21 protein-coding genes are annotated in these 23544 nt (G+C 38.1%); 16 read left to right on the top strand and 5 right to left on the bottom strand.

Annotated features, from left to right (window positions below):
• Nucleotides 1–9: 9 nt before the first annotated feature.
• The 16 genes from AC2IOM_RS11585 to AC2IOM_RS11510 all read left to right on the top strand — a co-directional run bounded on the left by AC2IOM_RS11585 (nucleotide 10) and on the right by AC2IOM_RS11510 (nucleotide 16967).
• Nucleotides 10–873 (top strand): type II secretion system F family protein, encoded by an 864-nt coding sequence (locus tag AC2IOM_RS11585; RefSeq protein WP_486358453.1) that lies wholly within the window; start codon nucleotides 10–12, stop codon nucleotides 871–873.
• Nucleotide 874: 1 nt separating this feature from the next.
• The gene (locus AC2IOM_RS11580; RefSeq protein ID WP_486358452.1) at nucleotides 875–1213 is read left to right on the top strand and encodes a DUF192 domain-containing protein; all 339 of its coding nucleotides are present in this window, start codon (nucleotides 875–877) and stop codon (nucleotides 1211–1213) included.
• On the top strand, nucleotides 1207–1701 hold the full coding sequence (locus AC2IOM_RS11575; RefSeq protein ID WP_486358451.1) for a tetratricopeptide repeat protein: 495 nt from the start codon (nucleotides 1207–1209) through the stop codon (nucleotides 1699–1701). The genes AC2IOM_RS11580 and AC2IOM_RS11575 overlap by 7 nt, the downstream gene beginning before the upstream one ends.
• A 4-nt stretch (nucleotides 1702–1705) precedes the next feature.
• On the top strand, nucleotides 1706–2464 hold the full coding sequence (locus AC2IOM_RS11570) for a TadE family protein (RefSeq protein ID WP_234004705.1): 759 nt from the start codon (nucleotides 1706–1708) through the stop codon (nucleotides 2462–2464).
• A 19-nt stretch (nucleotides 2465–2483) separates the two neighbouring features.
• Nucleotides 2484–6407, top strand: a complete 3924-nt coding sequence (locus AC2IOM_RS11565; protein WP_486358450.1) for an IPT/TIG domain-containing protein — start codon at nucleotides 2484–2486, stop codon at nucleotides 6405–6407.
• A gap of 153 nt (nucleotides 6408–6560) precedes the next feature.
• Nucleotides 6561–6986 (top strand): hypothetical protein, encoded by a 426-nt coding sequence (locus tag AC2IOM_RS11560; RefSeq protein WP_486358449.1) that lies wholly within the window; start codon nucleotides 6561–6563, stop codon nucleotides 6984–6986.
• A gap of 72 nt (nucleotides 6987–7058) precedes the next feature.
• The gene (locus AC2IOM_RS11555; RefSeq protein ID WP_486358448.1) at nucleotides 7059–9047 is read left to right on the top strand and encodes a hypothetical protein; all 1989 of its coding nucleotides are present in this window, start codon (nucleotides 7059–7061) and stop codon (nucleotides 9045–9047) included.
• 181 nt (nucleotides 9048–9228) lie between these two features.
• Nucleotides 9229–9669, top strand: coding sequence for a hypothetical protein (locus AC2IOM_RS11550; RefSeq protein WP_486358447.1), 441 nt, complete (start codon nucleotides 9229–9231; stop codon nucleotides 9667–9669).
• A 75-nt stretch (nucleotides 9670–9744) separates the two neighbouring features.
• Nucleotides 9745–11745, top strand: a complete 2001-nt coding sequence (locus AC2IOM_RS11545; protein WP_486358446.1) for an IPT/TIG domain-containing protein — start codon at nucleotides 9745–9747, stop codon at nucleotides 11743–11745.
• A gap of 63 nt (nucleotides 11746–11808) precedes the next feature.
• On the top strand, nucleotides 11809–12267 hold the full coding sequence (locus AC2IOM_RS11540; protein WP_486358445.1) for a hypothetical protein: 459 nt from the start codon (nucleotides 11809–11811) through the stop codon (nucleotides 12265–12267).
• A gap of 22 nt (nucleotides 12268–12289) precedes the next feature.
• On the top strand, nucleotides 12290–12982 hold the full coding sequence (locus AC2IOM_RS11535) for a hypothetical protein (RefSeq protein ID WP_486358444.1): 693 nt from the start codon (nucleotides 12290–12292) through the stop codon (nucleotides 12980–12982).
• Nucleotides 12983–13098: 116 nt separating this feature from the next.
• Complete coding sequence (locus tag AC2IOM_RS11530; RefSeq protein WP_486358443.1) at nucleotides 13099–13686, top strand: hypothetical protein; 588 nt, start codon at nucleotides 13099–13101, stop codon at nucleotides 13684–13686.
• Nucleotides 13687–13858: 172 nt separating this feature from the next.
• A complete protein-coding gene (locus AC2IOM_RS11525) occupies nucleotides 13859–14518 on the top strand; it encodes an IPT/TIG domain-containing protein (RefSeq protein WP_486358442.1) in 660 nt (219 codons plus the stop codon).
• A 263-nt stretch (nucleotides 14519–14781) separates the two neighbouring features.
• Nucleotides 14782–15363 (top strand): LemA family protein, encoded by a 582-nt coding sequence (locus AC2IOM_RS11520; protein ID WP_010560125.1) that lies wholly within the window; start codon nucleotides 14782–14784, stop codon nucleotides 15361–15363.
• Nucleotides 15364–15393: 30 nt separating this feature from the next.
• Complete coding sequence (locus AC2IOM_RS11515; protein ID WP_486358441.1) at nucleotides 15394–16476, top strand: DUF3137 domain-containing protein; 1083 nt, start codon at nucleotides 15394–15396, stop codon at nucleotides 16474–16476.
• A gap of 83 nt (nucleotides 16477–16559) precedes the next feature.
• Nucleotides 16560–16967, top strand: coding sequence for a hypothetical protein (locus AC2IOM_RS11510; protein WP_486358440.1), 408 nt, complete (start codon nucleotides 16560–16562; stop codon nucleotides 16965–16967).
• 50 nt (nucleotides 16968–17017) lie between these two features.
• Here the strand turns inward: AC2IOM_RS11510 and asnB are convergent, their stop codons facing one another.
• The 5 genes from asnB to AC2IOM_RS11485 all read right to left on the bottom strand — a co-directional run bounded on the left by asnB (nucleotide 17018) and on the right by AC2IOM_RS11485 (nucleotide 23543).
• Nucleotides 17018–18679 carry an asparagine synthase B gene (gene asnB / locus AC2IOM_RS11505; RefSeq protein WP_486358439.1) on the bottom strand — a complete coding sequence of 554 codons (1662 nt, stop codon included), beginning with the start codon at nucleotides 18677–18679 and terminating at the stop codon, nucleotides 17018–17020.
• A 605-nt stretch (nucleotides 18680–19284) separates the two neighbouring features.
• Nucleotides 19285–19941: a CoA transferase subunit B gene (locus AC2IOM_RS11500; RefSeq protein WP_486358438.1), complete on the bottom strand. Its 657-nt coding sequence runs from the start codon at nucleotides 19939–19941 to the stop codon at nucleotides 19285–19287.
• A gap of 8 nt (nucleotides 19942–19949) precedes the next feature.
• Complete coding sequence (locus AC2IOM_RS11495; protein WP_486358437.1) at nucleotides 19950–20648, bottom strand: CoA transferase subunit A; 699 nt, start codon at nucleotides 20646–20648, stop codon at nucleotides 19950–19952.
• Nucleotides 20649–20682: 34 nt separating this feature from the next.
• On the bottom strand, nucleotides 20683–21582 hold the full coding sequence (locus tag AC2IOM_RS11490; RefSeq protein WP_486358436.1) for a hydroxymethylglutaryl-CoA lyase: 900 nt from the start codon (nucleotides 21580–21582) through the stop codon (nucleotides 20683–20685).
• Nucleotides 21582–23543: an acetyl/propionyl/methylcrotonyl-CoA carboxylase subunit alpha gene (locus AC2IOM_RS11485; protein WP_486358435.1), complete on the bottom strand. Its 1962-nt coding sequence runs from the start codon at nucleotides 23541–23543 to the stop codon at nucleotides 21582–21584. Before AC2IOM_RS11485 ends, AC2IOM_RS11490 begins: the two co-directional genes overlap by 1 nt.
• Between the last annotated feature and the right edge of the window lies 1 nt (nucleotide 23544).

Below are 23544 nucleotides of genomic sequence, written 5' to 3'. Positions count from 1 at the left end.
TTTGTTGAGATGTTATATTGGATACTAATTTTCTTTGCTGCATCAATATGTTTATTCGCGTACAGCGTTACCAGGATAAAGCAAAATGTGCCAGAAGATAGCCGTGATTTTATGGATCCCTTGCCTCCTTCACTTCGGCTTATTTGGCCGCTTGTTAAGATAGCATCGCATTATATCGGTGAGCGCTTACCGATAGATTATTTAGTTAAAACTAACAAAAAGCTACAAATTTCAGGGTTGTCTTACATCATTTCAGCAGAAGACTATTTTGGTATTCGTATTGTCGTATCAATCATTTCAGGTCTGTTATGTTGGTTTTGTTTAGCTGCCCTCAATTCAGTTCAGCTTAATTACTTAGCGTGTGCGTTTATCGCAGGCTACTTTTTACCTCTTGTAACACTCAATGACTTAAAGAAAAAGCGTCAAATGAAAATAGTTAAAGCACTGCCTGTGTATTTAGATTTTATTACCATGGCGGTTGAAGCTGGTTTGAATTTAACAGGTGCTATTTCTCAAGCTGTAGATAAAGGTCCGGAAGGGCCACTAAAAGTTGAGTTTGAAAAGGTGATGCGGGATTTACGCGCAGGTGTTGGCAAAATTGATGCGTTTCGTTCTATGGCAGAGCGTGTCCAAATTACTGAAATCAATAACTTAGTTAGCGCATTGGCGCAAGCAGAGCGGACGGGTGCAAGTTTAGGCTCAACATTACGAGTTCAAGCGGATCAGCGACGAGTCGAACGTTTTCAACGTGCTGAAAAGAAAGCCCTTGAAGCGCCGGTTAAACTGGTGTTTCCACTTGTTGCATTCATTTTCCCTGTAACCTTTGCGATTCTGTTTTTCCCGATCGTGATGAAATTTATTTACGAAGTTTAATATGAAGCTAGTTGAATTAACAATAGACAACGAAAACGTAAATAACTTTAGGCTAGGGCTTGCTAATACCGCTTGGTTAAGGCTGAGAGGCCTACTAGGCCGAACAATTGATTCTGGCTTTGGTTTACTCATAAAGCCATGTAGTAGCATTCATACAATGTGGATGGGTTATCCGATTGACGCCGTATTTGTTGATAAAGCAGGCACAGTTACTGATGTTTATGAAAATTTAAAACCTTGGCGAATGGCGAGGTCTAAAGCTGCTTACTGCGTGCTTGAGCTGGAGTCGGGTAATGCTGAAAGGTTAAATATCAAAGTAGGAAGTAAAATCTCATGGTAAGAGCATTAATTAAAATTATAACGTTAGTTTTATGTGTAAGTACGCTTTTAGCGTGTTCAACTACACCTAAGCATGAACCAACAAAATCGACGAAACTTAATTTAATTGCGATAGAAGCAAATGCAGAAACCGCTTATCGCTCCGGCCAGCTTGAATTGGCCGAAGGACTTTATCGCCAATTACTTTCTGAAAAACGAAACTATGCTCCGGCTTGGTTTCGTTTAGGTAATATCTATACGCGCACAAATCGCCTTGATGCTGCGGTAACTGCGTATCAAAATTGTATAAATAGCGATAGTGAACATGCGAAAGCATGGCATAACCTTGCAATTGCAAGGGTGAGACAAGCTACCGATATTTTAATTGAGGCTCAAAACCACCTTGTTGTCGACACCAATGCAAAATCACGCATGGATCAGTTGTTTTTAGAATTAATGAGAATTCAGTCTTCTAAAACTACTGACACGACTGTTGCAAGCAATGATTAATTTAATGATGAGTAGAAAGTTTCAAACCGGTCAAGCAATGGCTGAATTTTCGATCAGCATTCCGTTCTTAGCCCCTATCGTTCTTGTCATGATAATGCTGTTGATTCAATGGGCAACTATCTATCGCGACAAAATGACGCTTAATGCAGCCACATTTGAAGCAGCAAGAGCAGGATCGTTAAATAACGGAAGTAAAGCCAAAATGCGAGATGCCTTAGCACAAGGCATGGTGCCAATATTTATGCGAGACGAATCAAGTGCGCTTGAAGTTGGTAGGGCTTATTTAATGTCAAAGTTGTACGTTGAGGGAAGTGCGATTGCCAAAGCAGGTGCCCAAATAAATATTCTTAGCCCGACGCCTGAGATTTTTGATAAACACAAAGTAACTAGGAGTGACCGCCACGGTAATCGTTGGCAAGAAATACCTAATGACAATCTTATGTATCGTAAGTCTGATGCAAAAAAAATCACAGATGAACAGCACGTTAATATTCAAGATGCCAATTTGCTTAAGATCGAAGTTAATTGGTGTAAAAAATTAGAAGTACCAATTGCGAATTGGGTAATAGGGAAAATTTTAACCCTAACTGATCCATCGCCAAACCCTTTAGACGCTGAGTTTGTAATGTACAGCCCGCACAAGCACCAATTAGGCTGCAATGCACTGGGGGCTATTGCAGGCGCGGGGAGTGGATACAGCGATTATTATATTTCAATTAAGTCTTACGCGTTAATTAGAATGCAAACACCATTTAAGATTTAAAGGACTAAAAGGAAGCAAAATGAAAACTAAAACGCTTATAGCGATGTTTTTAAGCGGCGTGCTAGCGCTCAGCTTAACTGGTTGTAATGACCCTATTGAAAAAGAACCAGATATTGTTGAACCAGGAAATGGAAACGGTGACGATGGTAACGACGATGGTGGTAATGATGGCGGCGGGAACAATGACCAGATTGACCCTTCAACCGGTACTTGGGAAAACAAAGACGAAGATGGCGACGGCGTTTTAGATGAAAACGATGATTTTCCATTTAATGGCCAACTTAGTCAGTACCCCGAAATAGAAGAGATTGAACCTAACGATAACCCAAGTGTTGCTGTACAAGTCACTAGTGACCTCCCTTTCAAGGTTAAGGGGGTAATTTCAGATTCGGGTGACAATGGTGATTTATATCAGTTTAATGCTACAAAGGGTGATTATATATCGGCGCGCATCACGTATCAGTCGAATGAATTCAAGCCTAGAGTCTACTTTTCAGATCAAAGTGGACTTGTAATTAATTCCTCAGAGATCCATAACCATAGTGCGTTAAATATGGCGCATGTTCTTACTAAGATCCCACATAGTGGTAAGTTTAATTTAAGCGTGATTGATGACTTGTCTGGTGGTGCACCTGACTATTCTTATGAAATCGTCGTAATTCAAGATAATGATACAGATGGTATTGATGACCACGCAGAATACGCAATAGGTATTGAACCAAGTCGCATAGATACCGATGGAGATTCCATTCATGATTTCTATGAATACTATGTTAAACAAGGAATAACTCTTGATGAAGACAACGATGGAATTATCAATTTATTAGATTTAGATAGCGATGGCGACGGCATTGAAGACAAGCTTGAAGGTGCTGGGAATCCAGATAAAGATGATAGATTGAACTTTCTAGATCTAGACTCAGACAATGACGGTGTGCCAGATGTTGCTGAAAAGAAAAATATAAAAGGGTTGCCTGAAGACAGTGATAAAGATGGCGATCCCGACTTTAGCGATTTGGATAATGATGGTGACAAGATCCTCGATGTGTATGATGCGTCACCATATGAACGGGCTGAAGGATTTCGTTTAAGTGAATCACCAAGTATTCAAATCTTTAGTCAGTATGGGTATTTTAATGGTAAAACAGAAGGAAGATTTTATCGTGTAGGAGATAATATTTCTTTTACTGGTGAGGATTTTGGTGAGCTAGAACAACCTAAAGTTGTAGTTTACAACGGAGAAGAAATTTATAACATCAATCCGACATTTCACAATAGTTCGGAATTAACTTTTAAATTTGATGTTCCTTTTGGGAAATATAAAGCGTTTATATATACAGGAGGAAAGCGTTCAAATGAAGTTCTACTGAGTCCCTATAAAGCAGGTTCTCCGTTAATATTTGGATATTCAAAAATTAAAGTCCAAGAGGGAGAATTATATGAACTAAGGGGCGCGGGTTTTGATAGTAACACGAGTATTATTATGGGTAATAAAACACTCGTTCCATCTAGTTATTCTGAATCAAGACTTTCATTCACTGTACCCTCTGATATTACAGATGGCACGTTATATCTAACGAATAATATTGGTGCAAGTAACAAGATTCGATATGAGGTTGCTTCTACGATAAAGCTTTCTGTTAAGGAAGCGAATGAATTTTCAAACCAATTGCTCGTCGCTTCGAATCCGATGGGCATTGGTGCTATTCCATATGTTGACGGGATGGATTATCACTTTGATTTTACGGACGGTGCAAAACTTCATTTTTTTGACAAACGCTCAGGCTACTTAACACGTGAGTTTCAGGTGAATTTGGAAATTCAAAGTGACAATAGTTACGAATATCAAATTAAGAACACGCGTTTTGATGTGGCATTGGTTAAAGGCCAATATACATTTAATAATTTTGAAGAAAGTTATGACAGGAATACTAAAGCTAACCCTTTAAAATATAACAAAATTAGAAGTTCTTTGTCTGCGAATAATGTAAGTAATACGCTTAACCCAAACGTAACTGATTACATGGACAGCTATTTTAATTTTACGATTTCGGCAACAAGTCGCTTTGAGAATTTTGCTGAAGTAATGAACAATTGTAAAGAAGGAGAAAGCTGGAGGGATATTCTTGGTTATGACGGGTGTGTAGAATTACAAAACCGTTCACAGCTTTACCTTAGTACTCGTATTTATAAGACCGATGAGATAGGGAATTTAGATTTAACCTCAGATAAATTAAACAAACCTGAAATGGAACATATTTTGTATCCTTGGGACTCAAATATGGCGGGCCCAATAAACCTCACATTTTTAGGTGTCGAAATTTTCGCTGGCGACAAACTATATGACCCAAAAGAGTGCATTTATAAGCCATGTTTATATCAAGTATTAACGCCTGGCGTTGGTCAACAGTTTGGACCTAGTCCGTTTATTAACAATGATTCTACTCCATACAACGACGTAGCTACTGAAGCTAAAAAAGCATTAGCAATTCGAACAATAATCGACAATATAATGATCCGATTTTTTTCGGTTTTGCTTGACCAAATGGGTATTGATGCAGATGCAGAATTATATCTTGATATTGCAAAAGTAGTTTATCGAGATTTACCAAAAGTAAAGGAAGAAGTCGCGAAGCTTATGGAAATGAATAACCCTAAGGCGTCAGACTTTGAAGAAGCCGGAAAACAAATCCTAAAGCAATTGTATAATAATGAAATCAAGACAATTTATTCAGAAAACCCACATTTTGGCCCTGTAATGACAAGAATTCTTGAACTTGTTAACTTAGATCCTTTAGAGGCATTAGGTGGATTCTTAGAAAAGCAAGCAGAAAAAGCAATCCCTTTTTACGGCCAACTAAAAGCAGCGTTTGAACTTGGTCAGATTGCAAGTATCGTTGTTGATTTTGGTAAAACTATACATGATTTTGCAACGGTTCCTGAAAAAACTGATTTCATCGTAACATGGGGGCTTTCGATAGTAGATATCGACCCGAGAGTAGTTTCTAAAGAATCTGGCGATCAAACGATAACGATCTATGGTGTAGGATTTGATATTGACGAAGGGTTCTTTAGGGATAGATACCCTGAGTTTACGTTTACTGATTCAAATAATAGAGATCATACCTATACTGTGAGTAAAGATGCAGTAATTAATGAAGAGGGAAATCAAGCTACAATCACGTTACCAGAGACTTATATCAACGATGCAGTTGGACCAATTGAAGTGTCTGTGGAACATTTAGACGAAACAGCTTATTCGGCAAATAATATAGAAGTTACTTTCGGTTTAGTTATTACGGAAATTACACCTGACGAAGGTAAACCATCAGATGTTATTACAATAAAGGGATCGGGGTTTAGTGTTGAGCCTAGATTTAATATTGTTGAATTTCAGAGTAAAAATGGCAGAGTAGAAGCAATTGTTGAATCTGCAACGTCAACAGAGCTGAAAGTGAAAGTTCCTGTTGGAGCTAAGACTGGTGATGTCACTGTGAGAGTTGGGAACAACGAAAGTAATGGTTTATTGTTCACTATTCCATTCACGATCACAATTACTTATGGCGATAATGGTAATCACAATGATGATGTCTTTAAGCTTAAAGTTGGTGGTAACGTTGTTTATGATAATGACCAACCACAACGTCAAATTGGGCCAATTGAGATTGCGTTAACACAGGGTGTTCACAAAATAGAGCTTGAAGGTACTAAAGCAGATGATGGTATTGGTACTTATTATATAAGTTTTGGAGGCGATGTTCAGTCAGTTTCCGGAGATGCCCTTGAGGGACGTGATTTATGCCCTGAGGTTGTCAAAACTTACAATGTCACTGTAGGTCCTACTTTACATCGAACTAGCGTTAAAGCTGTTAAGATGCCAATAAGGTTACAAGCTGAGCAGAGTGGTGTAGCCACAGAGTGCCAAACGTCAAGTAACCTTTAACAACAAAATAAATAGGCCTACTTTAGAAGTAGGCCTTATATTTGAATAATAGATGAGCTAATTTCAAGTTCACAACAAATTCGCACAAAGTAATAGTATTCGCGTATTCAAATATAATTAACGATTCACATATCAAGCTAAACAAGGACTGTTATGAAATTTAGATGGACTATGTTTGCACTAGCATTGTCTAGCGCATCACTAATTGCATCACCAAACTACGGTATCGCTGCAAAAAATAACCAAGATCCAATTTTTATAGAAAAATGCGATGTTTATCAACAAGCGCAAAAAGAGGGAGACTTAGAAACTCTAAAGTCATTTGTAGATAAAGTGTGGTTTGAAGGTGATAAAGCTAAAAGAGCGGAGCAAGCTTTGTTAAAGAAAGCAGCCCGCTTTGAACAAAGAGTGTCAAAAGCCGGTAACTATATCGTTAAAGAAAAGCGTCTTTCAGATAAAACGCAAGATAATTTCGCAGAAGTACTCATAAATTGGACAAATGGGGACAAATTTTCATCAAATGACGGTTGTGTTTTTGAAAAAATAAAAGATAGCGATTTGTGGAGAATTCACTTATAGCGTTTTTATTTACTAAAGTCGCTTTATGATGACGGTTAAACCGTGAACATAAATAAAGTAACAAGGATTGTTATGATTTTTCGTATAGCGTTAATAGTGCTCACATTATATAACGCAGGCGCGTTTGCGGCGCCTACTAATAAAAACCTCGAAGCGCCTAAGGGCACTTGGGAAAACAAAGACGAAGATGGCGATGGCGTTTTAGATCAATACGACGACTTTCCATTTAATAAGAATAAAAGTCAGATGGTGGTGCATTTTGATACTGAGCCCAATAATTCTCACTTACGTACTAATAACAAGAATGTTTCCTTGCCTATTAGAGTTAAAGGTGTGATTTCTGAACGTGAGGATAAAGATACGTATAAATTTACGGTTACAAAGCCGAAAAAAGTTACATTAATCCTCCATTCAAACAGTTCATCGTTCATTCCTAATGCACATATATTGGGATTCGATAACGCTTCGTTGGCATCATACAAAGGAATAATGAAACCTACAGGCCCTTTAAGGTTTATAGCCACATACGATATTCAGCAATCGGGAACATATAATTTATCTATTTCAGATTTTTATTTTAGAGGTGCTAGCGCTTACTCGTATGATGCTGAAATTTTTGTCGACGAAAATGTCAATGGGATACCAGACAGAACTGAACCAGCAATAGGAATGCACGATGCACATTCTAACGACCAAGATAACGACGGCGGTAAAGACGCATTAGAGTATTATGTATATAAATACGGTCGGAGTTTTGAACACGATGTTGACGCAGACAATATCCCAAACTGGTTAGACCGTGATTCAGACGGCGATGGAATTAGCGACTCCGTTGAAGGTTCGATTGATGATGATTACGATGGCAAAGCGTCACGCTTTGATTTAGATTCAGATAATGACGGTAATCTAGATAGTATTAGCTTTAATAATAAGCGTTTAAAGGATACAGATTTTGACGGTATCCCAGATTATCGGGATATCGATGATGATGGGGATAAATTGTTAGATGAAAATGATTTAGAACCCTTAAAGATGATCGAAAGTTTTAAACTTTCTGACACTAACTACGTAGAAATAACACGTGTTGCATATAACTATGGCGACCAATTTCAAATCCCAAATATGGCATTTGAGAATGAGGCCCACTTTGTGCAAGTCGATGGTGACGCAACTTCTGGTTTTCTTGTTATTGAAACAGACACAAGTATTGTTAATATTCCCGTAATGCTTTCTGACAAAGGGTATGTGTTCACATTGCCATATAAAGCAAAAAGTATTTTCTTTTCAAATGGTCAATTCAAAACAAATACTATTCAAATATCACCGCTTTTAAGTGGCCATGTAATGATTACAGATGAGCAATTAGTCTTAGATCGAAAAGCAGCTAAAAAGGTCAATATTGGAGAAACGCTTGAACTCCGAGGTGTAGGATTTCAATCAGGTATGAAAGTTTTGATAGATGATATTGAATACAATCCGAATGTGGTTGATAGTGGGCACTTGAGGCTGACTATTGATAGCACAATTTCATCTGGTGTACTTCAACTTAAAACAACGTACGGTTTATCCAATCCAATAGATATTGATGTGATTAGCATTAAAGAAGTTATTGTTGATGAGCCTTTTTCAACTGTTTCCACAAATCTTGTTTTTAAAAGTAGTGCTGGGTCAAATCACGTGATATCTGGTGAAGTACTTGTCTTAAACTCGCAAGGTTTAGACTACTCCGGTTATTATGTGTCATTTGTAACTGGCGAGGTAGAGACAGATTATCCATTTTTTATCTATCTGGAAGGGGTAAATAATAGAGTTTCGTCGTTACATTTTGCTGTATCAGAAATTTGGGCCAAATTAAGACCTGATAGAATTTTAACAAGCAATGATGCAGTGAGCTTCTATAACCAAGTTATTAAAAACGAACAAACAATTTCCTTAGCAAATAACATTGCACTTTTGTATAAGACTCCGAAGCAGCTAAACATCAATGATGATAATTATAAGCTGGTATTTGAATCTGCTTTGAATAAAGCAAGGATGCAGCTTGCTAGAAAACGTAAATGAGTTACGCCAATGTTTATCGATTTATACTACACCACCAAAACCTTGGTTGGTAAAAACGTTAAAACTCGTATTATAAAAAAGTCGAGCCTAAGCGAAATAGCTAACAAAGATTTAGAAGCTTTAATATGATGTATCAAATCATACTAGGGCGATGCGTTAAAACTACATTAGGTGAAATTTTATGAAGCAAGTAAAGCATACCCTATTATTGATTTTGTTAGGGCTATCTTTTTGTTCGGTTGCGCAACAACAAATGCCTGAGAAAGTTGATGAGTTAAGCAAAAAAATGTTAGCAGCTTACAACACTTCAGATGTGGGAGTATTCTTGTTCAAGTTTGCGAAAAAGCCTAGAGAATCGGCAGGCGATAAACTACTTACGTTGAAGTTTTTGAAGAAAGCTAAACGATTTCAAGGAAAAGATTATCAATTTACCTTAGATAGCGATTTAAGTGGATATCGTAAATTTAATTATCCGATGAAAACTAAGTATTACCCTAAAATCGATAAATTTTATGGTGTTTATTATAGCTATCTAGAGCCTGATGCTGAAGGAAGATTCATTAAGTACTATGCCATACTCAAGTATATAAATGATGAAGGTGATTGGTATTTGATAAACTAGGTGCAGTACATAACTGCCCATATATTAATAGATTTGCTGAGAAAGTTTTTCATACCGGCATTAACAAGGATTGTTATGATTTTTCGTATAGCGTTAGTAGCGTTTACATTATATAACGCAGGCGCGTTTGCAGCGTCAACTACACAAACACTCGAAACGCCTAAGGGCACTTGGGAAAACAAAGACGAAGATGGCGATGGCGTTTTAGACGAAAACGATGATTACCCATTCGATGCTCGCAAATCACAATACCCTGTTTACCTTGAGCAGGAGCCAAATGATAATCCAGGTATAGCAACGCCGATTAAGCTCGTTCAAGGAGTGCGTGTAAAAGGGGCAATATCTTCAAATCTAGATAAGGGAGATTTATATCAATTTGAAGTAGCAGAGCGTAAATCGCTAACCGCCGTTTTTTACACCAATTCAAAAGATTTTAAACCGCAAGTATATGTTTCAAATGAAACCGGCAGCGTTATCGATGAAATCTTTTTGTACAAATACCAAAAACCTAATATTTACGTTGTTAACTTTCCAATTTTTACTGCTGGCAAATACCAACTAAGTGTTATTGATGAAAACTACGCAGGTACACCTAATTTTACGTACGAAATTATATTTTTTTCTGATCGTGACGTCGATGGACTAGACGATATCAAAGAAACTGCATTTGGCGCTAACACACAATCAAATGATCAGGATAACGATAAGATCCTCGATGGAATGGAGTTTAATCAATTTAATAGTGATCTCGACAGCGACGGCATACCAAATTGGTTAGATACCGACTCTGATAACGACACATTTAGTGACCGCATCGAAGGTTCAAACGACCTCGACAATGATGGCATGCCTAATCATCTCGATAAGGATGCTGATGGTAATGGTATAGAGGATAAATTAGAAAGCGGGCTTAGCAATAAACCAAACAATTTTGATAATGATCGTTTTATTGATCACCTAGATTTAGATGATGATAATGACGGTGTATCTGATACGTACGATAAATATAGACTTGAAAAACTGAAAGTTAAGCCGTGGCAACGAACAGGCGGTTTATCAATTTCCTCACTTGATACCTTGTTTGATAATAGTAAAGTAAATTACTTTACACGGGCTAACGATGAGATTGAGCTAATAGTTGAAGGCTATCCGGAATCCATAGAAAACCCAGTCGTTATAATAAAAACCAAGAAAAGGCAGCACTACAACGTAATCGCCAGCAAAGTAAATAAAATAAACGATAATACCGTCATGAGATTTGTGATGCCAAATGCAAGTGGTGATGCAAATGTATCTATCGTTGCTGACAGATTTAAGTCAGAGCCTTACCCAATTGAAATTAAAAGTGGGCAGTTACCATTATTATCAGCGCTAAACCCTAAAGTACTAATTCCTGGGGAAGTGATCGTGTTAAACGGTGACAATTTTGATAATGATACTAGTGTACTGTTTAAAAGCATGCCAGTTAAAGCAACTATAATTTCACCGAGCGAAATCACGGTACGTGTACCACATAATGTAGCGGGTACTAGTTACTCAGTTACAAATCAACATGGTCAAAGTAATTACGTTAATTATAGTGTTCAGCAATCTATTACGTTTAGTGTAAGTGAAAAATACGCAAAACCGATTGACGCAATTGGTGGTATTTACCCCACAATGGCAAAGCCTATTACGGGTGATACGTTCCTCTTGACCAAAACCGATGAACAGTCTCAAGTTGTTTTCACTTACACCAAAGGTAACCTTGGTGAGTTACAAGCATACTTAAGCGCAATTCATTTTAATGGGCAAACGCGCGTAGACTTTAGCTTTGAATCCACAGCACTCGCCTGTATTTCCTTGCCGATGACACACGTGTATCAATCCAAAGGGTTAAATACAAAAGAATTTATCACAATAATCCAAGCGTCTACTATATATGAGCGTTATATAGACGAGGCAACAGAGCATATAAAGCAGGATAGTTCGTTTTTTAGTTATAAAAATAGAACCCAACAAACCGAAGATTTTATCGCTAAATATGAAGTAATGTTCGAAAAAGCGTTATCGCAAGCACTTGCTAAGAAAAGCTAAGTATCTAACAAAAGCACGCAGCTTGCCTGAAAGTTAGTTCACTAAAATAATAAGGACGTTAATATGTTAAAGCCATTTATAACAATAACAGCGACTACGCTATTATCCTATGCCCATGCAACAATTGATGTAGCTATACCCAAAGAAAACTGTTTAAAGGCCGTTGAGATAGTAAAAAACAAAGACGTTGAATTAATGAAAAGTATCTATATACCGCTTGACGTACCTGATTCGGATTTGAAAAAGGCTATTAACAAGGTTCATGACTGGGCTTATCTTAAAAGCTATTCAGGAGTAAATAATTTTATTGTTCACGATGTTAGAGTTTTTGAAAACGCAAAGCAATCGGACAACTATGGAGTTAAAAGTTCCGCTCAGCGACGAGGCCATGATGTTGAGGTATGGGTAAGGTATTCATTCGAAACTATCGATCGCACTACAAATGCTGAAGCGACTAGGGGAGGTCACTGTAAATTCGCGCTCTTTGATGATACGTGGTACATGATCAACTTATTAAAATAAAAAGGATTGTGGTAAACAACCCATGGAAGAGACGATAACAACCGACGATAAACATTGGTTTAAATACACCGACTTTAACGGTAAAAATGAGCTGTGTGAAAACAGTGTTATCCAGTTAAGAGTAACAAAGACATTTTATCCTTTACCTTTTTGGCTTGAACTTATTTTCTTTGTACTACTGTTAGCAGTTTCGCTGTTTCCGCTAGTTAATCATCACGTTGCAATAGTTAATATTGCTTTTAGAGACTTAACCTTAGTCTATCTGCCCATTGTCCCATGTTATTTAGTTATACGAATGCTACTGGTGAATTTGTACTATCAAACAGGTAGCAAACTGTTTGTGTCAGTCAGTAACAGCGCGTTAGTGCTGCCTGCAAATCGCTTAATTGGTCATAAAAAAGGGCAATTAGTTTTAGCAAAAGGCGATATAAAAGAGATAAAAGTGCAGTATATGCAAAATACTACGAGTCATAGTTTGTCTTGTCGCGCCTTACAGTTAACAATAAAGTCAATCTCTAACAAAGCCATCACACTAAAAGTGGACTATTTTCCAATTCAATCAATGCTTTATTTACTAACTTACTTTGATTACCCGCTTAGTTTCGAAAAAACACATTTTGGTATATTAAAAATGGCACGTATGTTTATGTTAATTATTCCGGTACTTTGTGTAATTGCGATAAGCGGAGCATTATTCAGTGATAGCTTTTTATAACAAAAATAAATTATGAGAAATACGTGATAAATTTGAACTAACTTATTTGCATCGATTTTATTATATCAAGCTTATATGGCATCTAATTATTCCTAACACACGTAAGATATATCCAAATGAATATCGAAGAGTTACTTAAAAACCAACATCAAGTATGTTTAGCGCATACTCGGCAAATACCTTATACACGGTTTACCTCGTTTTTAATCATGTTGATTGCATCAATGGTTATTGCATTTTTTATCGATGCTGGACCGCTTTATAATACACGGGAATCACAAACAAGCGTTATATTAGCGGCAACACCGTTTATTTTTATATTGTTAGTGTGGTTACAGGCTTTTTTTCAACGCAGTACCTGTTATAACTCAGATGTGTTTATTACCCGTAAAGGCGTGAGTATTCCTGATTTAAAAGGGCAGCAAGACTACTTTATAAAATATGCCAATATCGTAAGTATTAACGTGTATTATTTACCGCTAACCCCATTATTCAAATTTGGTCCATACATTACAACGCACTTTTCCCTAACGGATATGTTAAACGCGTCTCATGGGGTGCATACATTTAACACCAAAAATTCGGAATTGCTCATTGCGTTTTTAAAGGCGCGCGGGGTAAAGGTTAAATATCGTATCGCACGTTGGCCTGTTATTTATATTTTGTTGTTTCCATTGTTTTTTGCGCTTTCGTGGTTGATATAAAATTAGTTTCGAGATCGTTAATTATGTACTTGAATAAACAAAGCACCGTCATTATCAACACTGTATGTAAATAGTCGAGAAAAACGCACTTTTGTGCAATATTTTTATAAACATCTTTATTAATAAATGGTATATGACTAACTTAATAAAGTAGTCACAATTTGAGTTAATTATGAGAAGTTATGTTATCGCTATTATTACGGGTTGTTTGTTTTGTGCAAATGCATTTGCATCAGACAGTGATAACGATAAAGTACTTGATACCTTTGATTTAAATCCATCTTCTAAAGTAAAGCCGTTTGCTAAAGGTTTTATTCAAATAAATGAGTTGGGTGGTAATTTTAACAACGTGATTGAAAAAGGACGCTATCGTTTTGGTGACGCAATCACGTTAATAGGTGATAATTTCAGTGCGTTAAACGATCCCGTTGTGGTTGTGTATCAACACAATAATGTATTTAACTTTAAACCTAACTCCGTAAGCGCTAATCAATTAACCTTTAATTTTGATGTGCCAAAAGGCAAGTATGCCTTGTTTATTTACGATGCTGATAGCAAAACAAATGAAATGAAGGTCGATGCGTTTAATAACGCGTCTCCGCTTATTTTTGGTCACAGTGAAATATCACTTAGTAAAGGCAAGCCGTTTACCTTAAACGGTGTTGGTTTTACAAAAGACAGCAAAATTGTCATTGGTGCATTAAAAGTAACCCCGTCAAACGTCACCAGTACACAAATACAATTTGATGTTCCCAATAACGCTGCAGGTCTGCAGTTATACGTCGAAAACGCGTCTTCAAAGAGTAACATTGTACGAATTGTTAGTTATTAAAAACTGTTGATTATTTATGATTGCTTATCGCAGTTTGAATAGCGTATCGGATTAGGTGTTACGTTGAACGACGCGAAAAAATACAATTAACAAGAGCTAAAATAGCACAGCAAAATTCAACATACCTGAGATATAGGTAATTTAAAATGATGTACTTAAATGTTAAGGTAACGGTTAAAACCTAGACGGGCTTTACTAAGTCATACACAAGCTGACACTAGCCCGTTTATTAAAAGGATTGATAAAGTTAAAAGGAAACAATTATGTCTGAATTTCTCACAGCAAACTGGTTGCTCATTTCAATTTTAGTCGTATTTATTGTTATTTTTTATGCGTGGTATGTCTCAATAATAACCAAACGCAACGCGATGGAAGAAGCGTTTTCTGGCATTGATGTGCAACTTAAAAAACGCACCGACTTAATTCCAAATGTATTAGCAATCGCGAAAAAATTTATGACACACGAAAAGGAGTTACTTGAAGAAGTCACCCGTTTGCGAACTGATGTCTTAAATGCGGCCAGTAGTAACAACAACGAACAACGCTTTAAACTTGAAGGTCAGTTAGAAAACTCGCTATCTGGCTTGATGATTGCGGTAGAAAATTACCCTGAGCTAAAATCTGATGCAACAATGCTTGATGCGCAACGTACCTATGCCGATGTAGAAGCTCATATATCCGCGGCAAGACGTAATTTTAATAGCGCAAATCGTGTATTACGTAACGCAATTCAAGTGTTTCCAGGCAACATCATTGCCGCCATGGTTGGCGTAAAAGCGATGGCATTTTTCGAAATTTCTGAATCTGAACGACAGCCGGTTAACGCCGCAGAACTTTTAAACTAGTTACGGGCTTTTTAGCAACAAGGAGAGTTTATGTCATCGGATAAACATGAGTTTGCAGATTTTTTGTCGAAAGAAATAAAAGGGTATATTGACGCTTTGTCATTACGTTTTAGACGTCATAAAAAAAATGCCACCGATGTGCCAGCATCAGACACCTTAAAAAACACGTTTGAACATGAGATCAAACCTAAGTTAGACCTTATTGAGCAGCAACGAGATTCGTTTAACAGCGAGTTTGAAAAGCGAAATCGCCTGCTTAATTTTAAAGTATTTCCTGCAGTGGTAATTATTGTTTTGTTAGTGGTTGCGCTAGGGGGCGATGGTAGTTTCTTTTCTACACTTATATTTGCGTTTTGTATTGGCACCAGTTGGGCGTATAAACCAGCGCTTGATTATATACACTTTTACAAACGAAACGTGATGCCGATATTAGTTAAAATGTATGGTGAATTTAGTTATTCACTGACCTCAGAAATCAAAAAAGACGAGATTAAAAAGCTCGCAATCTCACCTAGTTTTGATCATATTGAAACAGAAGATAGTATCGTTGGCGAGCTTGATAATATTGGCTTTCAATTTTGTGAACTAAAGCTTGAGCGCAGTGGTAATAATGGCCGACACACTATGTTTAAAGGCTGTATGGTTAAGTTAACCATGCCGTTTGATTTTAATTCGCACACTATCGTTCAGCAAGATCGCGGTAAAGTAGCAAACTGGCTAACAAAAGATCCCAAAGCAACAGAAAAAGTTGAATTAGAAAACAATTACTTTGAACAAGCATTCGAAGTATTTTCAACTGATCAAGTGCTTGCTCGCTATATACTTACGCCTGTGATGATGGAACAGATCCTAGCGCTTTACACCATGTTTATGCACAAAGCCGGTGCACAAAGCTTTGAGTGTGAATTTATTGATAACACAGCGATATTTTTAATTAGTTATAAAGCGAACCTGATTGAACCGGCGTGGATTAGTCAGTCAGCTTACGATATTGATGCGTTACCACTGATTGAGCAAGAGCTTGAATTATTAACCTCTATATCAAAACAACTCAACCTTGATTTAATGGCAGCACGAAAAGTGTCAAGTGCACAAATGGCCGTAAATCAATAATCGTTTGTGTGTTTTATTTATGGTTTTATGGCTAGAGCGCTTGATATTAAAGGCGCTCTTTTTATGTAAAGGGGTATTACAAAGTGCAAAACAATATGCGTAACTTAGCCTTTATGGCTTTATTTAGCGCGTTAATTGGTTGCAGTTCACATGCTGAAAATCAACTAATGGTTTCGGGTCTAGCTTTTTACAACGACAGCAACGAAACCATTGAAAATGTAACGCTTAAAGTAACAGAGACTGGAAAAATGGTGAGTTGCACGCTTGTAGAGCCAAAGCGTTATTGTGCGACAGGTTTTCCGCAAACACATTATAAAAATGCGAAGCTCTCACTTAATTGGCAAGTGTCGGGAAATAACGCAGCAACCAATGAGGTTGTATTTACTAAACCTGCTCCGATTGATAGTGATATAAGTTACATAGCGGTTATAAAATTTAATTCAACTACAGGCTTAGATGCGTTTTTCACTAAAAATCCAAGACCGTTTTAAATTAAAAAGCCCGATAATTCGGGCTTTTTCATGTTATATAAAGTGAATTATTAATACGCTTCGTTATGAACACCCGCTGCACGACCTGATGGATCAGCGTTGTTCTTAAAGCTTTCATCCCATTCAAGAGCAGCTTCAGTAGAGCAGGCTACCGACTTACCATGTGGTACAGTTTTCGCTGCAGCATCACCTGGAAAGTGTTCTTCAAAAATTGAACGATAGTAATAGGCTTCTTTTGTTTGTGGTGTGTTAATCGGATACTTAAACGCAGCAGCTTCCATCATTTGGTCACTTACGATTGATTCAACATGCTCTTTTAAAGTATCAATCCAACTATAACCAACGCCGTCTGAGAACTGCTCTTTTTGACGCCATAATACTTCATCTGGTAAATAGCCATCGAACGCTTCACGAATAATGTGTTTCTCGATTTTACCGTCTTTACACATCTTACCTTCAGGGTTGATTCGCATTGCGGTATCAACAAATTCTTTATCTAAGAATGGTACACGCGCTTCAACACCCCAAGCTGCCATCGATTTGTTTGCACGTAAACAATCGAATTGGTGTAACTTACTTACTTTACGGTTTAGTTCATCATGAAACTCTTTGGCATTTGGCGCTTTGTGGAAATATAAATAACCGCCAAATAACTCATCGGCACCTTCACCTGATAACACCATTTTAATGCCCATGGCTTTAATATAACGTGCCATTAAGTACATCGGTGTAGACGCACGAATGGTAGTTACATCGTATGTTTCTATGTGGTAGATGACCTCTTTAAGCGCATCGATACCTTGTTGAATTGTAAAGGTAATAGGGTGGTGTACTGTGCCGATGCTGTCTGCTACTTTTTGTGCAGCGGCTAGATCTGGCGAACCTTCTAAGCCAATAGAAAAAGAGTGTAACTGAGGCCACCAGGCACTTGATTCATCGTTATCCTCAACACGTTTAGCGGCAAACATTTGCGTGATTGCTGAGATTACCGATGAGTCTAAGCCGCCCGATAATAATACGCCGTAAGGCACATCACACATCAATTGACGTTTAACTGCTGCTTCTAAGCCTTCTTTTACATCGATTACTTTTGCTTCGTTATCTTTTACCGCATCATAACTTTGCCAGTCACGTGCGTAATAAGGGCGAATTTCACCATCTTGACTCCATAAGTAATGACCTGGAGGAAACTCCTCAATGGTTTTACAAATAGGTGCAAGGGCTTTCATTTCAGATGCAACATAAAAGTTACCATGCTCATCATGACCGGTATAAAGTGGAATTATACCAATGTGGTCACGGCCAATTAAGTAAGCGTCTTTTTCTTCATCGTATAAACAAAATGCAAAAATACCGTTTAAGTCATCTAAGAATTCAGGCCCTTTTTGTTTATAAAGTGCCAATAATACTTCACAGTCTGATTCGGTTTGAAATTCAAAGTCTACGGTTAGATCTTGTTTTAATTGTTTGTGGTTATAAATTTCACCGTTTACTGCCAGTACGTGTGTTTGCTCTGGGTTATAAAGTGGTTGCGCGCCACTTGAAACACCAACGATGGCTAAACGCTCGTGTACCAAAATTGCTTTTTCTGATGAATATACGCCCGACCAATCTGGGCCACGGTGACGAAGTAACTTCGACATTTCGATTGCTTGTGAGCGCAGCTGTGCTGCATCTGATTTAATGTCTAGTACGCCAAAAATTGAACACATACTTCTTTCCTCATTCCTGTCAATTTTTCTTATCTTGGATAAGTTTGTTAATTAATTTGTACCAAACCAAAAATCAAATGTCACATCAAAATGAACAAAAAATAATGATTTATCAATTTGATTGTGAATTCTTCAAAAATACAAGCTTGCAATGATTGGATTGTTAATAATTAAAGATGATTTACAATGAATATTATCAAATCGATAATTTAGTGTGTTTTTCGCACAAAAAAGTATTTTTGAGCTAGTTTATGCAGTTAATCAAAAATCAAGATTTTGGCTTTAACAAAGACTTCTATTAGCCTTTTAACGCGACGTGATTAATACCAATTCACTTAAATAGCTGATCATTCTAGCGGGTTAAATATCATGCTAACTGCGTTTGAATTTATCATTGTAGAACAACTACATAAGAAAAATTCAGCCTTGTTATCATTTCATTTATCCTACGCTACCTCTGATCACATACTTAACAGAATTGGTATAATTTATGAAGTCGTTTTGTCGATAGGGTTAAAAGAAAAAACCCCTCAATTGAGGGGTTTTTGTTGGGTTTCTCAGTGTTCATTACACCGGGAATGAGGAACTGTTACTGTGTAAGCGGTTTACACCGTCATCTCAGGAATATCACCTTCAACGATTAATTTACCAGCCGTTTTATTGATAATTTCATCAACGCTTACACCTGGTGCGCGTTCTAACAAATAAAATGCACCGTCTTTTACTTCTAACACGGCTAAATCGGTTACGATTTTCTTAACGCAGTTAACGCCTGTCAGTGGTAACGTGCATGATTCAAGTAACTTTGATTCACCGTGTTTATTGGCGTGGGTCATGGTAACGACAATATTTTTTGCACCTGCCACTAAATCCATTGCGCCACCCATGCCTTTAACAAGCTTTTTAGGGATCATCCAAGAAGCAATATTTCCTTGTTGATCAACCTCAAACGCACCAAGTACTGTTAAATCTACATGACCACCACGGATCATTGCAAAGCTTTCGGCACTATTAAATATTGCCGCACCTGTGGCTGCTGTAACGGTTTCTTTACCCGCGTTGATCATATCCGCATCAACTTGGTCACGAGTAGGGTATGGCCCCATACCTAATAAACCATTTTCAGACTGCAGCATTACTTCCATACCATCGGGTACATAGTTAGCAACTAAGGTAGGAATGCCAATGCCTAGGTTAACGTAATAACCGTCTTGTAGTTCTTGTGCAACACGCATTGCAACTTGTTCTCTTGATAACGCCATGTTGCCTCCTAGTCTTTTGTAGTTACACGTTCGATGCGTTTTTCAAAGTTACCTTTAATCACGCGGTTAACATAAATACCTGGGGTGTGGATTTCGCTTGGTGATAGTTCACCAGGCTCAACAATCTCTTCCACTTCAGCTACGGTAATTTTACCTGCTGTTGCGGCCATAGGGTTAAAGTTCATTGCTGTGTGGCGAAACACTAAGTTACCGTAGCGATCTGCTTTCCACGCTTTTACAATGGCAAATTCACCCGTAATTGATTCTTCTAGAATATACGGGCGACCACCAAATTCTTTAACTTCTTTGCCTTCAGCTACCGGTGTACCGTAACCCGTTGCGGTATAAAACGCAGGGATACCGGCACCGCCAGCACGCATTTTCTCAGCAAGCGTACCTTGTGGCGTTAGCTCTACTTCAATTTCACCGTTAAGTAACTGCTGTTCAAAAATCGCGTTTTCACCAACGTATGATGCGATGATTTTTTTTATTTGCTTATCATGTAATAAAATACCTAAGCCAAAATCATCCACACCACAGTTATTTGAAACAACGGTAAGATCAGTGGTTTTTCTACGTTTAATTTCTGCGATTAAGCCCTCTGGAATACCACATAAGCCAAATCCGCCTGCGATAACAGTATCGCCGTCTTTAATGCCTTCAAGTGCGTCTTGATAATTGTCGACGACCTTATTAAAACCTGCCATAAAATTCTCCTGAACGAGTAGGGCGAGAAATCGGTTAAGTTAGTTTGGCTTTTAATGCCAGTGAAACTTTACTTGTTGGTTGTTTATTTAATGCTTCACTAATTTGCCAACCTGCTTGGGCTAGCATTTCTAAATCAATTCCATGCTCAATGCCAAGTCCATTAAGCATATAAATTAAATCCTCAGTGGCAAGATTTCCTGACGCACCAGCAGCATAAGGGCAGCCACCAAGGCCTGCAACGGCGGAATCGACGGTTTTAATGCCCATATTAAGCGCGGTATACACGTTAGCAAGTGCTTGGCCGTAGGTATCGTGAAAGTGTACAGCTAACTTGTCAGCGGATACTTGCTCCAGCAGGGCGTTTAATAATTGTTCAGTAGATTGAGGTGTGCCAACACCTATGGTGTCACCAAGCGATACTTCGTAGCAGCCCATAGCTAAAAGCTTTTTGGTTACTTTTACAACAGTATCAAGGCTAACAGCACCATCGTATGGGCAACCCATAACACACGACACATAACCGCGTACCGGAATATTATGTTGCTTAGCAAAATCCATCACAGGTTGAAAACGTGTTATAGATTCATCAATCGAACAATTAATGTTTTTCTGAGTAAAGGCTTCGCTTGCTGCGGTAAAAATTGCAAACTCATTGGCGCCTGCATTAAATGCAAGCTCAGCGCCTTTTAAGTTAGGTGTAAGTGCGCTGTAAGTACTGAGTGTACTTTTATCAATTTGCGCTAAAACCTCGTTTGAATCTGCCATTTGTGGCACCCATTTGGGTGACACAAATGCACCTGCTTCAAGATGCTTAACGCCCGCATTTGCAAGCGCGTTAATCAGTAGTACTTTATCTTGTGTTGATACAGCGCTTTCATTTTGTAGGCCATCACGTGCGCCTACTTCAACTACTTTTACAAACTTTGGTTGCATTACGCTTCCTCAACTTTAGCAAGTAGGTCACCGTGCGACACAAGATCGCCCTCAGCAAAATAAAATTGGCTTAACTGGCCATCAAATGGTGCCGTTAAGGTGTATTCCATTTTCATCGCTTCGATAATGATAACCGCATCACCTTGTTTAAGGGTATCGCCAACGCTTGCAACTTGTTTGACGACTGTGCCATTAAGTGGTGCTTGTAAACTATTACCATCATTTTGTTTTTCAGCCACATAGTGCTTACTTTTTAAAGCAAATAGGTGAGTGTTACCACTGTGCATAATCGCAATAGACTGCTCATCTAATACAAATTTCGCCGTGTGTTTTTCACCGTTGATAAATGCGGTGAGGCTATTACCGTTAAAATCGGCATTTACAGCAAAGTGTTCATTATTGTAAACCAAGGTCATAGCATCGTTATTACGTTGACACTCAAGATTAAAATCAACAAATGGCAAGGTGTAATGGTTACTGGCATTTAAGCTAAATGCGGTAAGTGTATTCCAAGGTGATGTACTTGTTTGACACGTATTAGCATTAATATAAACAAGTGCCGCCATTATTAATTGCAGGCTGTGTTCTTGTTCATCTTGTTGCGTTAGTTCACTAATGTGATCATCAATAAAATGGGTGCTTGTTGGGCTTTCGATAAAGCTTGGGTGATTTGCTAAGGTATGTAAGAAACTCACATTAGTCGCAACACCTGAAATAGCTGTTTTCTCAAGCGCGAGTGATAACTGGCGCAGCGCAACTTTACGGTTTGCACCGAGTACAATCAGTTTTGCAATCATTGGATCGTAAAATGCCGAGATTTCAGAACCTTCAATTACACCCGTATCGATTCTTACTGCTGAAAGATCACTTATATGCTCATTTGGCATATCAAATAGCGTTAATACACCCGAAGATGGCATAAAGTCATCACTTGGCTCTTCTGCGTAGATACGCGCTTCGAAAGCATGGCCAGAAATCACTACTTGGTTTTGCTCTAGCGGTAACGGTTCGTTACTAGCAACGGCTAATTGCCATTCTACTAAATCTTGACCCACCACACATTCAGTAACAGGGTGCTCTACTTGCAAACGTGTATTCATCTCCATAAAGAAGAATTCATCGCCACACAATAAGAATTCAACGGTACCTGCGCCTTTATAGTTAATTTTTTTGGCGCAGCGTACCGCCGCTTCTCCCATTTCTTTTCGAAGCTCTGCGCTTAAACCTGGTGCTGGGGCTTCTTCAATCACTTTTTGGTGACGACGCTGCAGTGTACAGTCGCGATCGCCTAAATAGATACAGTTACCGAAGTTATCTGCAAACACTTGTACTTCTACGTGACGCGGTGCCTCAACATAGCGTTCAATTAGAACTTTATCGTTGCCAAAGCCTGCAAGAGCCTCACGCTTTGCACCTTCTAACTCTTTGTTAAATGATTCGCTATCGCGCACCACACGCATGCCTTTACCGCCACCGCCATAGGTTGCTTTTATTAATACTGGAAAGCCCACTTTTTCCGCTTCTGCCAGTAAAAAGGCTGGGTCTTGGTTTTCACCATAGTAACCTGGTACAAGCGGTACATTGGCTTCAAACATCAGCTCTTTTGAGCGTGATTTTGACCCCATTGCGTTAATTGCTTCACTGCTTGGGCCAATAAAAATAATGTTATTTTGCTCGCACTTATCAGCAAAATGCGTATTTTCTGATAAAAAGCCATAGCCTGGGTGAATTGCATTTACGCCGGCTTTAAGCGCAACATTAATAATTTTATCGCCATCTAAATATGATTCACGGCTTGGTGCTGCGCCAATATGGTAGGCTTCATCGGCTGCTTTTACATGCTCTGCATGAATATCCGCGTCGGAATAAACCGCAACTGTCTTAATGCCTAAACGACGTGCTGTTTTGATAATGCGACATGCAATTTCACCGCGGTTTGCTATTAAAAGTTTATTAATCATG

The sequence above is a fragment of the Pseudoalteromonas sp. NS-SX12 genome, from assembly GCF_057367955.1.
The sequence above is the reverse complement of the archived record's forward strand: the minus strand, read 5'-3'. Positions and strand labels throughout refer to the sequence as shown.

Excerpts from the sequence above, each read along its gene's own strand:
- AC2IOM_RS11585 (WP_486358453.1), top strand. The coding sequence starts at position 10 with ATGTTATATTGGATACTAATTTTCTTTGCTGCATCAATATGTTTATTC.
- AC2IOM_RS11580 (WP_486358452.1), top strand. The coding sequence starts at position 875 with ATGAAGCTAGTTGAATTAACAATAGACAACGAAAACGTAAATAACTTT.
- AC2IOM_RS11575 (WP_486358451.1), top strand. The coding sequence starts at position 1,207 with ATGGTAAGAGCATTAATTAAAATTATAACGTTAGTTTTATGTGTAAGT.
- AC2IOM_RS11570 (WP_234004705.1), top strand. The coding sequence starts at position 1,706 with ATGATGAGTAGAAAGTTTCAAACCGGTCAAGCAATGGCTGAATTTTCG.
- AC2IOM_RS11565 (WP_486358450.1), top strand. The coding sequence starts at position 2,484 with ATGAAAACTAAAACGCTTATAGCGATGTTTTTAAGCGGCGTGCTAGCG.
- AC2IOM_RS11560 (WP_486358449.1), top strand. The coding sequence starts at position 6,561 with ATGAAATTTAGATGGACTATGTTTGCACTAGCATTGTCTAGCGCATCA.
- AC2IOM_RS11555 (WP_486358448.1), top strand. The coding sequence starts at position 7,059 with ATGATTTTTCGTATAGCGTTAATAGTGCTCACATTATATAACGCAGGC.
- AC2IOM_RS11550 (WP_486358447.1), top strand. The coding sequence starts at position 9,229 with ATGAAGCAAGTAAAGCATACCCTATTATTGATTTTGTTAGGGCTATCT.
- AC2IOM_RS11545 (WP_486358446.1), top strand. The coding sequence starts at position 9,745 with ATGATTTTTCGTATAGCGTTAGTAGCGTTTACATTATATAACGCAGGC.
- AC2IOM_RS11540 (WP_486358445.1), top strand. The coding sequence starts at position 11,809 with ATGTTAAAGCCATTTATAACAATAACAGCGACTACGCTATTATCCTAT.
- AC2IOM_RS11535 (WP_486358444.1), top strand. The coding sequence starts at position 12,290 with ATGGAAGAGACGATAACAACCGACGATAAACATTGGTTTAAATACACC.
- AC2IOM_RS11530 (WP_486358443.1), top strand. The coding sequence starts at position 13,099 with ATGAATATCGAAGAGTTACTTAAAAACCAACATCAAGTATGTTTAGCG.
- AC2IOM_RS11525 (WP_486358442.1), top strand. The coding sequence starts at position 13,859 with ATGAGAAGTTATGTTATCGCTATTATTACGGGTTGTTTGTTTTGTGCA.
- AC2IOM_RS11520 (WP_010560125.1), top strand. The coding sequence starts at position 14,782 with ATGTCTGAATTTCTCACAGCAAACTGGTTGCTCATTTCAATTTTAGTC.
- AC2IOM_RS11515 (WP_486358441.1), top strand. The coding sequence starts at position 15,394 with ATGTCATCGGATAAACATGAGTTTGCAGATTTTTTGTCGAAAGAAATA.
- asnB (WP_486358439.1), bottom strand. The coding sequence starts at position 18,679 with ATGTGTTCAATTTTTGGCGTACTAGACATTAAATCAGATGCAGCACAG.
- AC2IOM_RS11500 (WP_486358438.1), bottom strand. The coding sequence starts at position 19,941 with ATGGCGTTATCAAGAGAACAAGTTGCAATGCGTGTTGCACAAGAACTA.
- AC2IOM_RS11495 (WP_486358437.1), bottom strand. The coding sequence starts at position 20,648 with ATGGCAGGTTTTAATAAGGTCGTCGACAATTATCAAGACGCACTTGAA.
- AC2IOM_RS11490 (WP_486358436.1), bottom strand. The coding sequence starts at position 21,582 with ATGCAACCAAAGTTTGTAAAAGTAGTTGAAGTAGGCGCACGTGATGGC.
- AC2IOM_RS11485 (WP_486358435.1), bottom strand. The coding sequence starts at position 23,543 with ATGATTAATAAACTTTTAATAGCAAACCGCGGTGAAATTGCATGTCGC.